The following is a 14,666-nucleotide window of genomic DNA, read 5'->3' as shown; positions in this document are numbered from 1 at the left end:
TTCATTTAGTTAATGCTAGATAATTTAACTTCACTTGACTGATTTTTGCCAACTGAATAAGCCAGCACGAGAATTACAGCCACAGCCCCAAGTACCACCCAAAAAGAGGTATTCAATTCCCCAACAAAGAGTGCCTGATAAGTAACTGCGCCAAGAGCTCCACCCATTAGCGGGCCAACTACTGGAATCCACGCATACCCCCAGTTAGAATCGCCTTTTCCTGGAATCGGAAGAATAAAGTGAGCAATCCTTGGACCAAGGTCACGGGCAGGATTGATTGCATACCCAGTTGTTCCTCCAAGTGACATACCAATTACAACAATCAATAAACCAACAGCGATAGGATTTAAGCCTTCTGTAAATTTGTTTGCCCCGATGAAAAGCAATCCAAGCACGAGGATAAAAGTACCAAAAAGCTCACTAAACAGATTTGAAAATGTGTTTGGAATTGCTGGTCCTGTAGCAAATACTCCTAATTTTGCAGCTGGGTCTTCGGTTAATTTCCAATGTGGCAAGTAATGAAGGAAAACAAGAGTGGCTCCCAAAATCGCACCGATCATCTGAGCAGCAATATACCCCGCTACATCGGACCAAGGAAACGAACCATTAATAGCCAAAGCCAGAGTCACAGCAGGATTCAGGTGTGCACCACTGATTGAACCAACAGCGAAAACACCCATAGTTACTGCGAGTCCCCAGGCAATGGTTATGACAATCCAGCCTGCATCCTTTGAGTATGAACTTTTCAGTGTTGATCCTGCCCCAATTCCCGCACCGAATACGATGAGAATCATTGTTCCAATTACCTCTCCCATGAAGCCTGACATTTTTACATCCCCTTCCAGTTTTCTGTTTTAATTTAAGCCAAGAAAACAGAAAAAGGAGATTCACAACAGGACACACCCATTCAGGGTACATCTGCGTGAATCTCCATGGTCTCCGTCACTTTTCTTAACTTGTAGCTCAATTATAAACAAGGAATGAAAACGCTGTCAATATTATTTTTCAGATTAATTTGTTTTTTATAATAAATATAGTGTTATTTGGCATGAAACTCGGTCCAAAGCTCCTTCTTAGAAGTTGTTACGGCAACTGCACCGGCAGCGAGTGCTTTTTCGGTATCTTCCATCGTACGAATCAGTCCTCCTGCAATAAGCGGAATCTTTACCTCCTGTTTCACTTCAGTGATTATAGAAGGCATAGCTCCTGGAAGCACCTCAATATAGTCAGGTTTTGTCTTTAGAAGAAGTTGATAGCTTTTTTGAAGAGCATGGGAATCAATTAAAAAAATTCTTTGGATGGCCAGCACTTCTTTCTGCTTGGCTTTCATAATCACATTGGATTTAGTAGATATCAGGCCATATGGTTTATATTCCTGACAAATAAACTCGGTTGAATAATCATCGCTTTTAATCCCATGAATCATATCGACATGGTAGATTATTTTTTTGCCATTTTCCTCAGCCATTTTACCGATGTTTTTGATTTGGGCCATATGCATTTCAAGTATTACCCCAATTTCATAAGGACTGTTCAGAAAAGTTTCAAAGTCCCTCATGCTGGAGCAAGCCGGAAGAATCTTTTGATTCATATCTTTCTCCTTTTGATTAAATATTTCTATTATAATATATTTCTAAATGATATAAGGAAATACATTGTAATGCAAGATGGAAAGACCGTCGGATATATTCATATTTCCCCCATACTTTTCCTTTATTATAGCCCCACATGAACTAACATGGAAGAAGAGGAGGTTCCAAATTACTTAGAAAAAGAAGAGCTTGCCTGGTTTTTAGAAACAACAAAACAAAATGGTCTCGAACATGATTACTTGGTGTTTTTAATACGATAAAGAGGTGATTGAAGCTTTTAAGGCACATAAAAAGGTTCAGAACAAAGTCATTGTTCAATTAGGCAAAATTACTATATCCAAGACTTTATCTTTGCCAAAATGGAGCAGCAGTTCTACCAATCTTCCCCTGCAGTTAAGTCGAGTACAAAAGATTTAGGGATATAGCGTCCCTCAGATGAATCCTGGACCAAATCGCTAATCTTTGGTGGATGCGGTGACTTTTCCACAAATTTTAGTAGGTTCCCAAGCACTTTATCATATGTATATTTTTGCAGGATCATGTACCAGGCATCCAGCTTATGTTGATCAAACTGAAATTTTTCATAAAAGACTTGAATAAGTTCCATCAACTTATAACTCTCTTTTTTACTCATCAAAGTTAAAATCCTCCTCCGTTAATCTCTTCTTCCCTTCCTGCTGATTCAGATAGGATTCAAATTTTGTCCCAAACAATGTCTCTGGCCGTAGAAACTTATTCCAAACAGGATCTGACTGCCATTCGGCTGACTTTAAATCGATGACTCGATTAAAATCCTCCAGCGTAAACCCTTCTCCATATCTGGCTGAAATGAGTTCCCTCGTTTTAATCGAAGTTAATTTATAGTTCTTTCCCGTCTTCTCATTCAAATAACCAATAATTTCAGCATATGGAATCCGCCTTTTCGCTGTTGCATTGTCTGCCGATTCCCGTGTCTTCTCCGGCTCTTCCTCAGGTATTGTTTCCTCTATAGAAGCAGCTTCGCTCTCGGGCAGGTTATTTTCAAGCTCTTGCAATTTTTCATAGTCAATGCTGTACCATTTGGTTTTATCCATTTTCATCTGATTCCAGTTATCAGATAGCAGTAATCCTAGCATCTCCAACGAACGAATCGTCCGCTTAATCGTACTTACTGACCAAAAAGGCAGCTGCTTCTGCCACTTTTCATAGGTATTATAAACCCAGGTTCTACCATTAATGTGATGTTTGCTGATTCCAAGCCAATAATGAATTTGCTGCAACACAACGGCCTCATTTAAACCAATCTTAGCTGCTAAACTAGGAATAATCATGACTGGACTTTCATTGATCAATAACCTACTCAACTCGAACCTCTCCTTTGTATGACTTTTTTTAAAAGGAACCTAGATACGCTCGTAAGACACGAGTAGCCCACCGATTGGTTCAAGTCCCTTCACTGTTTATATAGCTTTAAAATCAATAAAAGGACAGGGATGTGAAAATTTTTTTACTTAATAGAAATTGAAATGAAAGAGGTCATATTATCTTTTTCTTCTGAAGTAATCTTTGAAGTACTCTAATGAAGTAATCTCTGGTATTGCTCGGGTCAACAAGGGTAACACTACGGTTCAATTTGAATCAATCTAAACGTCTAGATAATATAATCGGCTTAATAATTTTGCGCTGATGGACGATGCTTAAAAGCTGCAATAACAAACGACTTAATATTTTCTCTCTAGGACTACATGAAGTCTTTAAAAATCAAGGGGTTGAGGGACAAATTACAACATGCCTTCCACAAGTTTCTAGAGTGTAATATTGTTAACATTGAGTTGTAGTACTTTTTGATGTGCTAGCTGTAACATTTAAGCTTTTCATAGACAAAGGAATCACATGGAATAAAATTACATTATTTAATAGCCTTAAGGGATAAATAAGAAGAGGCTTCCCAAAAGTTTAGTCAACTAATGAGAAGCCTCTTAAATTTAGAATATGTTAGCAGGTTTCCTTAAAACCCTATATACCTAGAGATTGAGGTCTGAGCGTTATTACATCATGCCGCCCGTAGTTTTCTAGAGTGTAATATTGTTAACTTTGAGTGCAAAAAGTGCGGTAAATCAACGCTTTGGATGTTTTTAGTTGTAACATCTTTAACGGGGATTTACCGTTTTTCGTGGGAAGACGTTAGCAAAATGTTAGCAACTTCAAACAGATATGTTGAAACAGTTGTTTTCACACTCTACTTGGATGGTGATGGCAGATAAATATGTAGTGGTGTTTACCTTATACTTTTAAATCAATAATCATATTATCGTGTAAAAGGCAATAATACATTAAGCCGCCCGTAGATGAGAGTGTGTAATATCTTTAACGATGTATCCAAAGAAGTGCTGTATGTCTATCCCCTACTGAATCAGAGGTGTAACATATTTAACGGGAATTTACCGTATTTGTTAGCAATTTAAATCATAAAGGTCACACAAGTTTTAAATAGAATACCTTTTATTATCGAAAAGCATTTAGAGTCAAAAATAGAAATTAGTCCCAATGAGAAGGATCAACCATATACTCCCCAAAACTTTCCCAATCTTCATGTTCGTCTTCATCTTCTGGAATGACTTCTGAAAAATGTTCTTTGCAATATAATCCGCATTCATAAGCATCTAGATCTTCAATACGATAAGCTGTTTTTTCACTGCATAATTCACAAACTCCATACTCTTCGCTGCCTTCTAAACAACCCTTACAGATCACTTTTCTTGAATAATCATCTTCATCCCCAATAATTGTACCCTTTTTAAAAATCGGATATAATTCACTATTTTTCTTACAACTAATACATACTTGTTTAACCATATTAGGGCCTCCTTTAGCTTTAATAACTATAAGAGTACAATATGGTAACAATGAAAAACGGAAATTTTCAATTTGGAATTTTCCCCTACTATAATTTATCTAAAAGATATTTACAAAATTTTAGTTTATCTAATTATCAAAAAAGATTGTACACATTTTGCTTGGATAATCCCGAACATCTATAAAACAAATTTACAATTGTTTCAGCAAGAAAATTAATCATTGTAGTTTGATACCTATGATTTATTGTTGAAAAAATATCTTTAAATTTAAATTCCACTTCAATAAAGTTTATGTATCTATTAAGTGCTTCAATTCTTTCATGGTCCGCATTAAATTTAGCATTTATGACTGGCGCAACTCTATTTTCTATAATATGGTTATTTATAAAATAATCCAAGTCCTGTTCAGGATTATGGTTCTTTTTTCTATAATATATGTAGTAAGCTATTGGGATGCTCAAATTACTAAATACGTATTCACCTTTATTGTTCTTAAACCTTTGCATGTATCTACTTCCTTGGAAGTTTTTCTTCATATTTTCGTATACATTCCTAGCAGAAGTAGTGCTTTTATTAACAAGGAATTTGTAAATATCTGAAACCTCTCCTAGTGAATAAAGTTCTTTTTGTTTTAAAGGCGCTTCTAAGTTTTTGAATTCTTTAAATAAAGAATAGTTGGGTAAGGTTAACTTAAAATAATCTAATATAAATACGTTTCTACAATATATATAAAGATTAAGATACGGATTTAATGTCTGAACTTCTCTTCTAACATTTTGGTGATTATCCTTGATATTTATATATTCTTGTATTGTTTCCTCTATAAGAATTTTAAATTGAGAGACATTTATTAACTCCATATTCTTTTGTGTATTGTAGTTAAAAACTAGATTTAATGTTTCGTCTATAAATAAATTAAGGCTAGTCCAATCATTTCTGAAATTTAACATAAACAAATCTAAACTAAAAATATCTGTTTCATCATCAGTGAGCGTAATCGAATGTTTGTTCTTATGCTCTACTCTTATTATATCGGCATCGGATACTCTATGACCTGTTAATATCTCACTAATCATAGGGGGATAAATAACATTTTTGTAATGTTTTTCTTGAACTTTTGCAAATTCGACTAATTTACTCTCCAAGAATTCCTTTCCACGTTTTTTAGCAGTAATACTTTTTAGAGTTACTTCTTGACAGTAAAAATCCTTAAATATGTTATCAGCCACTTTATTAAAAGCATTTAATTTCAAATCCCTAATGAATTTATTGTAGCTCTTAATTTCTGTGTTCATCTCTGCGTATGAAGGATTTCCTTTTTCAATATTAAGTAACTTCCGTAGATGTTCTTTTTTATTCATGAATTCACTCCATAAATTCTTACTTATCTAGATATTAAATTCAAATGCAAAAAAGTTTATCAAAAGAAATCCCTTTTAATCTTTTTCCGTCAATAAAGTCATATACATCAAATAAAGAGAAATCTTCATTAGGTATAGAAACCATTCTAAATCTAGGATGAAAAAGAAGAAGGTTTTCTTTAGTTAAAATACTGTCTTTATATAATGGATTAACTATTAACCTTGCTTGGCTATATGAATCAGACGTTCCATTGTCGCTTACCACATTCATATATGTAACTATTAGAAAATGGGTTTCGGAACACTGTCTTAACCTGTGTAATGCCTCTACAATTTTACCGTTAATCATGTTTCTATCATTTAATTTAATTTCCTCCGATAAGTCTAAAAAAGTAGCTCCTATCGGGTAATCTACTGTTATTTCATTCATAGTACTTCTTAATTGTTTATTTGCTTTCCTTATATTATTATCAATAGTGTTTTTGGTAATTCCAAATAAATTTTTGCACTCAATAAACAATCTGGGGTCAATAAAGTATTCACAAAGACTTTTTGTCTCAGCTTTTCCTTCACTTGTATTCATATTACAGAAATAAATTAATTTACCATCCATAGACATAAATGAACCTACATAAAATTCATATGCTAAACAATCAAATTCTTCTTCATTATTAGCTTCAAATAGATTTCTCACTTTTTCTTCCCACGCTAAAAAAGATTGATTAAAATATGCCTTTGTTCCCATTAGATATTTAACTGAGTCAAAAACTATAAAAACTTTGAAAATTTTCCTAGTTATATTCTCAGGAATCTTTTCCCCATCACTTTTTAAACATTCCATCACATCTAACCAGATCTGACCATAATATGTTGCCTTATTAAATTTAAAATCAGGTGTATTGTAAACTGTTTTTGCTAATTCTAAGATTTCATTTAATTGAATCAATTTCATAAATCTGAGCCCTACGGGCTCAAGGCTTTCAAGCACTAAAAAAAGGAGTACCTCCCCAAAATGTCGAAATAAGTAAGCACCACACAAACTTATAGACTGGAGGAAGACTCCCTATGACTATTATAAGGCAAGGAAGCCTGTTTGGACTACAAGAATTATATGATTTAGAACCTACCCATCGTTTTGAAGCAGTTTTTTCTGCTATCGACATTGATCCTATCTTCGCTGTGGTAACGAAGAAGTCTCGTTTTGGTAGACCCATTGAACTGAATTATGCAGCGATGATTTACTCATTAGTTGCCCGATTAACGGAACGGATTCCATTCATTAAAGATTTGGTAAAGCGATTAAGAAACGATATGATTTTCCGACTAGACTGCGGCTTTTTGGTTTCTGATACTGTCCCTTCTGAGGCAGCTTATTCAAGAATGGTGACGATCCTCAGTGAATCTAATGTTCTTGAAGATGTTAAAGAAACAATTCTATATCAAGCCATGACAGAAGGATTTATCACTGATGATACAGCAGCCCTTGATGCCACACACTTTGAAGCCAAAGATCAAGCACCTCCAAAAGAGGAAAAACCAAAAACAGAACCCAAGAAACGTGGGCGTAAATCAAAAGAAGAAAGAGAACAATGGTTGATTGAAAAAGCTGAACGCGAAGCCAATCTACCCCTTTTCGAAAAGAAAATTGAAGAACAGTTAGATGTTCCTTTAGATCAACTTCGTGCTGAAATTCCTCAACACCCCGAATGGGGTGTGAAGAAAAACAGCGAAGGAAAGAATGTTTTTTGGTATGGCTATAAGGCTCATTTAGCTGTTGGAGCAAAAAGCCAATATATTCTTCAATCTCTCTTTTCTTCTGGAAATTTAAACGACGGAAAGGCAGCGATTCCTTTATTAAAAGGAATCCATGAGCGTCTTCAACTTCCGACTTTACGTTATCAAACGATGGATGCAGGGTATGACTACGAACCGATTTACGAACAAATTCACCGATTGGGTCAACAATCTGTGATTGCCTATAACAAGCGTAATGAACCTGAGTTAGAAGGTTTTGATAAACATTTCGCCCCCACTTGTTTCCGGGAACACTCGTATCGATATGATAGTTTCGATCCAAAATACAAAACACTCAAATATACACGTCCAAAGGAATGTAAAGACTGTCCGCTAGCCAATGAGGGTATTTGTCAAAAGATCTATAAAGTGAAAATCACGACAGACCTCCGAAAATATACAGCACCAGCCCGTGGCTCGAAAGTTTGGAAAACTATCTTTAAACGACGTACCGCAGTGGAACGTGTGAATGCTTATCTTAAGTTATACTTTCAATTAAACAATGTTCGTTACCGGACAGGTAAACGCGCCAAAGTTCACTTTGATCTAGTGACCTTGGTTTATAATGCTTCAAAACTGGCCGCTGATCGTATTAATGCCGCTTTAAATAGTCAAAAACAAGCAGCATAAATTTTAAAAATTGAATAGATAAAAATTCTGCAGGTCTGTGATTCTTTAAAATAAGGAATTATGAAATTGATTCAATTGTTTTATTAAATTTATTCTTCCATTTTCCTTTTTATCCATCTCCAATTAATTAACCACCTTTTGTTTTTGTAGCAAATGTTAAACCTTCTTGCCGCCCGTAAGATGAGAGCGTGTAATATTGTTAACGAAAGTCTCTTACCTGACCGTCATAAAAATCTAGGGAGTGGTTTAATTAAATAACACCAAAGAGCCCCAATAGAGAATTTTTCGAAGATCAATATTTCTTTCTGTAAGCGAATGCAATAACTGACTATCTTCGTTAAGTAATTGACTTAAATGATTTAATAAAATATCTTTGTCTTGAGTTATTAACTGTAATGTTTTACTTAGTCCAATCCCATACTCAGAATTGAAAATTAAATTCTCCAGCAAAACTGTTCCAATAACTGATGCAGCAAAACTTTGCGCCAGCCATAAATGTCCTATAACACTCTGATTTGAATTTGTTAATGAAGGGCCTAAACCACTAAATCCCATTGAATCATATCTAATAGATGAGGTGCCGCTTTGACATGCATTTAAGACAAGCAATCTTTTATTTCTTCTTTCCGGAGTAAGACTTTCTAATTCAAGAATATTGATAGAATCCGTTGGTGAAATCCTTAGATTTGATTCAAATGGATTATCAAAATTAAAGTTACCATGACACATCAACCAAATTAAATCAAAACTACTATCTTTATATTTATTTATGAAGAGTTGTTTACTACACTGGTTTTCAGCAAACACTTCATATTCAATTTTATTTGTTTTAAGTATGTATTCTAAGGATTGCTGTTCAAGTTTTGCGTCAGATAAGGTTGAGTCAGGATTACACCATAATAAGACCTTTTTAACCCCTAAAGCACTCTTAATTTCATCTTGTACATATGTTGAAACTGAGTTATTAAGATAATAAGACAAATATGATACTAAAGGAGTATTTGTCCATGGTACTTCAAGTACTTTTATTTTTTTATCTTCAGCAATCTTTAATAGTTCTTTTCCAATCTCATCAATAGCAAAAAAATCTAAAATGGCAGTTTCATATTCAGATGACTTATTTTCAATTGGAATAGGCCGTCTAGGTTTTATTAAAGGAGTTTGATCTTGCGCAAAAACAGTCCAAGTACCTTCAAATTCATTTTTTATTTTTAAAAATTCTTTAAGGTAAATATCCCGACTGTATTCTAGAAATGTTGTCTTTCCATTACAATCAATAATATAAATTACTTTATCATCGAAAAATGCTGGGCAAGCTAAAACAAATATTTCATTATTGTTATGTTTTATTTCTTTTCCTAAATAAGATCTCCATAACTTTACACACCTAATAGCGAAACTGTATTCACCGTTCTTTATTGATACATGTAACGTTCTATTTATTAATTCACTCATACGCATTCTTTGATGAAAGTTCATTATTACACTTTTATGATTATCATTAACGGCATCTAAATACGAAAGTAAACAATTGTATATAGCCTCCTTATCGAAAGTACTATCTTTTAATAAAATGGTTAATTCAAGAGATGCTATATCTTCCGGAGGCATCTCACTCCTAAACGCAAGTCCTCTTTCACTCCATAGACAAGGATCTTCTCCCATTAAAACTCCGAATTCTGAAGCCATTGTTCTTGTTATTAGAATTATTTCAACATTACTTTTTTTATCAAGTTCAAAATTATATTGTCTTTTTAGAATTTGGTATAAAGTTTTTCTATTGTCTTCATTATCATTCATTACAATCAAACCAGCGTATAAACACAGGTATTCTATGTCATCAATGGTTGATGACACTCCTGTATTAATCCACTTTAAAGTTTCACAAAATATATTATGATTCTCTTGATATTGAAATCCTAAGATCCGACACAAATAAAATGAACTTGCACATAATGATATTAAAATTTCCCTAGCATTTGCTATCTTGAAAGAATCTATTACCTTCTCCCAAAAACTTATATCTAAAGATATATTATATAATTCTTCAGGGATTGCCCCAAAAGTAAAAGCTTTAACTAAGTAATCGTATGCAATACCGGTTAGACCATGATAAGAATACATTTTTGAACATTTAATATATTCATCAATTAATTCTAGTTTAAGGTGAGAAACTTCTTTTTCATTAAAATCATAAAATGCTATTGCTGCATTCAAAAAAGATATTATTTGACCTGATATAAATTCAAACCTTTTGATATCTTGTCCAAAAGAATTACTTAAAATCTCTAGACCTTTCTTTATAGTTAAAAAATCTTCTAATTTAGCTTTATCGGTAAGAATTTTATCTGTTGAAATTAATAAAATTTGACAGAATTTAGGGTTAGTATTGAAAATATTAATTAGGTATTTTTTAAATTGAAGTACTTCTAACTCAAATCGCGCTTTACTATCCATTTTTTATTTATATACCTAATCCACCAATGGATTAGGTTTCCCTCCTTATATTAACCGCTGTTTTAATAAATAATCCAATACCTCTTCCAGTGTATTGAAATATTCAAATTGTTGACCAGACTCAATTACATATTTCCAATCAGAATTTTTCAACTCATAAGTAATAAAAGTACTATCACCTATAAGAACATACTTATAGTCATCAACACCTCTTGTTTCAATGTACTCAACATCAACGTTTCTTCTTTTTAAGTTTTGGTATAAAGCATAAGAGTAGTATTCTTTACAATACCCAGCAGTAGTAGTAGTGTTTAGGAGAAGGATATTATTCTCATCTTGTTTACGAATGAATCTACTTCCTCCATTCTCAACCAATCTTGGATACTTTATAAAATATTTCCTCCAGTCATTTATTTTACTTTTTCCTATTACTTTTTTTAGGTTTTCCTCAATATTATTAGTATCAATCTCGTCTAATAATTCTTTTACAAAACAACGTTTGTCAGTTTCTCTTAATAACCTTTTCCAACTTATATCTCTATGGAATCCATCAATTACAAAACTTAGATTTCTTCCGCTTTTTAATAAATAATCTCCTTTGCATAAAAGCGCCCTTCTCCATAAATTACCGTTAATTTTCAACTTAGAATTATCAAATATTGCTGCAGCCTTATTGAAATATTTTATAAAACTATCAAAATATTCATCTTCCTCTTGAGTGGACCAATTCAAAGTAGAATCATTAGTATATGCCACTAAAATTCCAGCAAAATCGAGTATGAAACCAATTTGTCCTCTAAAGTATGAATGGTTTTCAGCTTCCTCAATCTTATCTTTCCATCTTTTGCTCTTTAAAATTAGTACAGCCTTAATTCTTTCCTCTTCTACTTGATCTCCAGAAAACCTCGTTACTTTATTAGTTTGGTCTGTTAAATAGTTCAGTATATTATTACAGTTTTCTGCTAAATGGTCTATTGACCTAATTGATCCAATAAAATCGCTAGTATCATTATCGATAGTATTTTCTGTTAGATTTCTTATTACTCTAATCCAATCACCGAACGTACTTGATTCGATATTTGGGTAATTCACTTTAAAGAATCTTGTTACTGCATAAAATTGTAATCTGTCGGTATACGTAATTCTATTATTTTCGACAATCTTTTTAAATAATTCTCTCTCGTTTAGAACCACGCTATTGGGTAAAAACGTACGTATATACTTATAATCGTTATTTAATACTTCTAGCGTTATAAAAAGATCATCTATAACATTTGTCTCCAAACTACCAATCTCTTTATATTTTGCAAATGAAATATGCTTCCCATTGTTAATTAAATAATCTAAGCTATTTCTGCTTCGCGATTTTGCTGCATAATTATTTATTATTATAGCTCTAAAAAAGTTCATAATTTGATGATCAAAAACGTTAGTATCTAAGTTTCGGTAATTCCAGAATAAATCCGTCCACTGACCGTCCATCTTACTCATGAAAATACTTGTAAAATTTACATCTAGCTCACCTTCATCTTCCTTTTCCTGTAAGTACTGCTGGAACTTCGCTTTAAAATTTTCGAAGTCTGAAAGTGGTTTACCTCTGCCATTCATCTTAATATATAAACTATCTTCTAAACCGAAATTTTCAAGTTGAATAAATTGAAAAGTAATAGGCGATGTAGTATTCTTCGTAAGTACTTCAAAAAACTCATCGGTATCATTAAATTTTTTATGAATTGCATCTAGCATAACAAGCATCGATTTTATTGTTGGGTCCTTCTCCCAAGATAAGAAAAACCACGATGCATTTTTAATCAGTTTACTTAATGTTGAACTGGAAGATAGCTCTTTTTCAAATGCCTTTCCATTCTCCACTAGCTCTCTACAAAACTCTCGAGAACTAGTTCGTGTTTCATATGTAAACCTTTTTAACAATTCTTGTGTTTCTGAGGTTTTTTTAGCTTTCACTGCTAAATACCAGTGTAATAAAAACAAGGTTGTCAACCTTTGCTGTCCGTCAAGTGGAATAAATACAATTTCATTTTTTAAACTTCCATAGACGAAATCTAGGTCTAATTGTTTTTTTGAGACTATACTATGGTGTAGACTATCTAAAAAATTTGTTCGTATTTCGTTTATTTTTTCTATTTCCCTACCTTGCGCATAATCTCTTTGTATTATTGGAATTTGAATTATATAACTAGAAATCAAATCCCAAAAGGTATATGTACTAGCTTTGCTCATTTTTTTCCTCCATTTCAATTTGGTAGATACTCAGCAAGCATTTCGATGATTGCTTCTATATATTTCTGTCTATCCATTTTCCCCCAATAGTTCATCTGCGCTATATTTTCACTATAATATTTGAGGAAAACATTTTTAGTACAGAGAGGAATAAATGTTCCTCGCATATCACTCCTTAGAATAACCTTCCGTTTAATTGGAAAAATTGCATTCTGGTACGATCTATTTGTTCCTGAGTCTAATAAAGTAAGATTTGAAATATCATGTACATTGTCCATCTCACCAAATTTATTTAGAACAAAGGTGTATAGGTCCTCAAAATCTTCATCATCAGATATCTCATTTCTAGTTAAGAAATCGTTAATCTTTTCTATTGTTTCCGGATCATCAATTTCTTTCTGTAATGCATTTATAAAATCTATTCTATTTTTTGCATCATACGGCATTTTAGTTTGAACAGCATGGATATGTTCGATATCCCAGTTTTCTTTCTTATATCTATCAAATGGGAATCTGACATTGGACTTAATATTTGATTGAAGTGATATTACATTGAATAAAAGCAATACTCTTTTTATTAAAGCCTTATCACTTTCATAATTTAGGGAATCCAGTTTTTCCTTTGATACAAGGGTTTTCTTTATTCTAGATTTTAAATAGATTCTTAGTTCATCTTTAGTCATATTTTCTGTATCATTTTTTATGTCATCAATCTTTACTTTTGTGGATACAAGATATCCTATTAAATGATACAATTCTCTATCAGTAAACCATTCTTCAAAAATCATAAAAAATCGTTTTATCTTTAACCATAGGCTTTCAATCACTAATTGTTTACTTTGTTGATCGTCTTCTTCTTTCTTAAACAGTTGGTTAAAGACTAAAAATGAATAAAATTCATTGCTCTTGTCTATTTTTTTCTGTTCAGGCAAATCTTTATTAATTCTATTAGCCATTAAATAAAAAATAAACTCAATTCTTGTTTCATACGCAAGAGAACCTTCACTTAAAAAATACCAGAATTCATCATTACGAAGTGAATACTCAATCCTGTCCCACTCACTAGCAATTTCTATTTGTTTTAATCGGATTTTTTCGGTATCATCAACCCCGAAGTTATCCTTCTTCAAAAGTAATGCTTTTATTAACTCCGCATTCGTTAGTGGTATCTTCCCTAAATTTATTCTTGTGAAAATATCTATTACATCAGCATCCTCTACTTGATACCAAATTACTTTAGTTTGTTCACTTAGTCTTGAATAGAGACTAATAACTGCATTTAACTTGTTTTCTTTTGATTCAAACCACTCACCAACATATTGATAGGCTGAATAAATATGGAAAAAATCTATATTTTGGTCTTTTAAATCAACATCTATATTATTAAGAAAGTCTTTACTTTTAGCTCTTGTTTCATATTCCAATGTAAATGTTAGTTCAACTGTTGGTAGAATAGTTTTTATATATGACAAAATAATATATATAGTTGTTAATCTTTGTTGCCCATCAATTACTTCCCATAATTCCTTCCCCTCTATTAAGTTCTTTTTTAAAACAATAGGTTGCAAACAATAGAATTCTTCTTTTTTAGGATCACTTTCATGGAACTCCCATATATCAGAAAGTAAATCTGTAACCTGCTGTTTTGTCCATCGATATCCTCTTTGATATGAGGGTATAAAGAATTCATACTTTTCTTTTAATAAATCATTTATGGTCTTTAAATCAATAATGTTTCGACTCATTCTATCCTC

At 32.5% G+C, this 14,666-nt stretch carries 11 protein-coding genes; 1 reads left to right on the top strand and 10 read right to left on the bottom strand.

Annotation, left to right across the window (positions count from 1 at the left end; all coding sequences use genetic code 11):
• Nucleotides 1-5: 5 nt before the first annotated feature.
• From ACZ43M_RS01785 to ACZ43M_RS01755, 7 genes are all read right to left on the bottom strand, one after another.
• Nucleotides 6-827, bottom strand: coding sequence for an MIP/aquaporin family protein (locus tag ACZ43M_RS01785; RefSeq protein WP_464505779.1), 822 nt, complete (start codon nt 825-827; stop codon nt 6-8).
• A gap of 212 nt (nt 828-1,039) precedes the next feature.
• Nucleotides 1,040-1,591 carry a glycerol-3-phosphate responsive antiterminator gene (locus tag ACZ43M_RS01780; protein ID WP_464505778.1) on the bottom strand — a complete coding sequence of 184 codons (552 nt, stop codon included), beginning with the start codon at nt 1,589-1,591 and terminating at the stop codon, nt 1,040-1,042.
• A gap of 374 nt (nt 1,592-1,965) precedes the next feature.
• Nucleotides 1,966-2,226, bottom strand: a complete 261-nt coding sequence (locus tag ACZ43M_RS01775; protein ID WP_464505777.1) for a hypothetical protein — start codon at nt 2,224-2,226, stop codon at nt 1,966-1,968.
• Nucleotides 2,219-2,935 (bottom strand): conserved phage C-terminal domain-containing protein, encoded by a 717-nt coding sequence (locus ACZ43M_RS01770; RefSeq protein ID WP_464505776.1) that lies wholly within the window; start codon nt 2,933-2,935, stop codon nt 2,219-2,221. Before ACZ43M_RS01770 ends, ACZ43M_RS01775 begins: the two co-directional genes overlap by 8 nt.
• A 1,174-nt stretch (nt 2,936-4,109) precedes the next feature.
• Nucleotides 4,110-4,427 carry a hypothetical protein gene (locus ACZ43M_RS01765; RefSeq protein ID WP_464505775.1) on the bottom strand — a complete coding sequence of 106 codons (318 nt, stop codon included), beginning with the start codon at nt 4,425-4,427 and terminating at the stop codon, nt 4,110-4,112.
• 136 nt (nt 4,428-4,563) lie between these two features.
• Nucleotides 4,564-5,790 (bottom strand): hypothetical protein, encoded by a 1,227-nt coding sequence (locus tag ACZ43M_RS01760; protein WP_464505774.1) that lies wholly within the window; start codon nt 5,788-5,790, stop codon nt 4,564-4,566.
• Nucleotides 5,791-5,830: 40 nt separating this feature from the next.
• Nucleotides 5,831-6,778 carry a hypothetical protein gene (locus tag ACZ43M_RS01755; RefSeq protein WP_464505773.1) on the bottom strand — a complete coding sequence of 316 codons (948 nt, stop codon included), beginning with the start codon at nt 6,776-6,778 and terminating at the stop codon, nt 5,831-5,833.
• Between the two features lie 77 nt (nt 6,779-6,855).
• On the opposite strand from ACZ43M_RS01755, the gene ACZ43M_RS01750 reads away from it, so the two are divergent.
• Nucleotides 6,856-8,214: an IS1182 family transposase gene (locus ACZ43M_RS01750; protein ID WP_464503376.1), complete on the top strand. Its 1,359-nt coding sequence runs from the start codon at nt 6,856-6,858 to the stop codon at nt 8,212-8,214.
• A 246-nt stretch (nt 8,215-8,460) separates the two neighbouring features.
• Here ACZ43M_RS01750 and ACZ43M_RS01745 read toward each other — a convergent pair whose 3' ends face one another.
• Genes ACZ43M_RS01745 through ACZ43M_RS01735 form a run of 3 tightly spaced genes read right to left on the bottom strand, consistent with a single transcriptional unit; the run spans nt 8,461 to nt 14,657 of the window.
• Nucleotides 8,461-10,671, bottom strand: a complete 2,211-nt coding sequence (locus ACZ43M_RS01745) for a CHAT domain-containing protein (RefSeq protein ID WP_464505772.1) — start codon at nt 10,669-10,671, stop codon at nt 8,461-8,463.
• 45 nt (nt 10,672-10,716) lie between these two features.
• Nucleotides 10,717-12,912, bottom strand: a complete 2,196-nt coding sequence (locus ACZ43M_RS01740; protein WP_464505771.1) for a DUF262 domain-containing protein — start codon at nt 12,910-12,912, stop codon at nt 10,717-10,719.
• Between the two features lie 14 nt (nt 12,913-12,926).
• On the bottom strand, nt 12,927-14,657 hold the full coding sequence (locus ACZ43M_RS01735; RefSeq protein WP_464505770.1) for a DUF262 domain-containing protein: 1,731 nt from the start codon (nt 14,655-14,657) through the stop codon (nt 12,927-12,929).
• Between the last annotated feature and the right edge of the window lie 9 nt (nt 14,658-14,666).

The organism is Neobacillus sp. B24 (assembly GCF_055381825.1).
The sequence above is the reverse complement of the archived record's forward strand: the minus strand, read 5'-3'. Positions and strand labels throughout refer to the sequence as shown.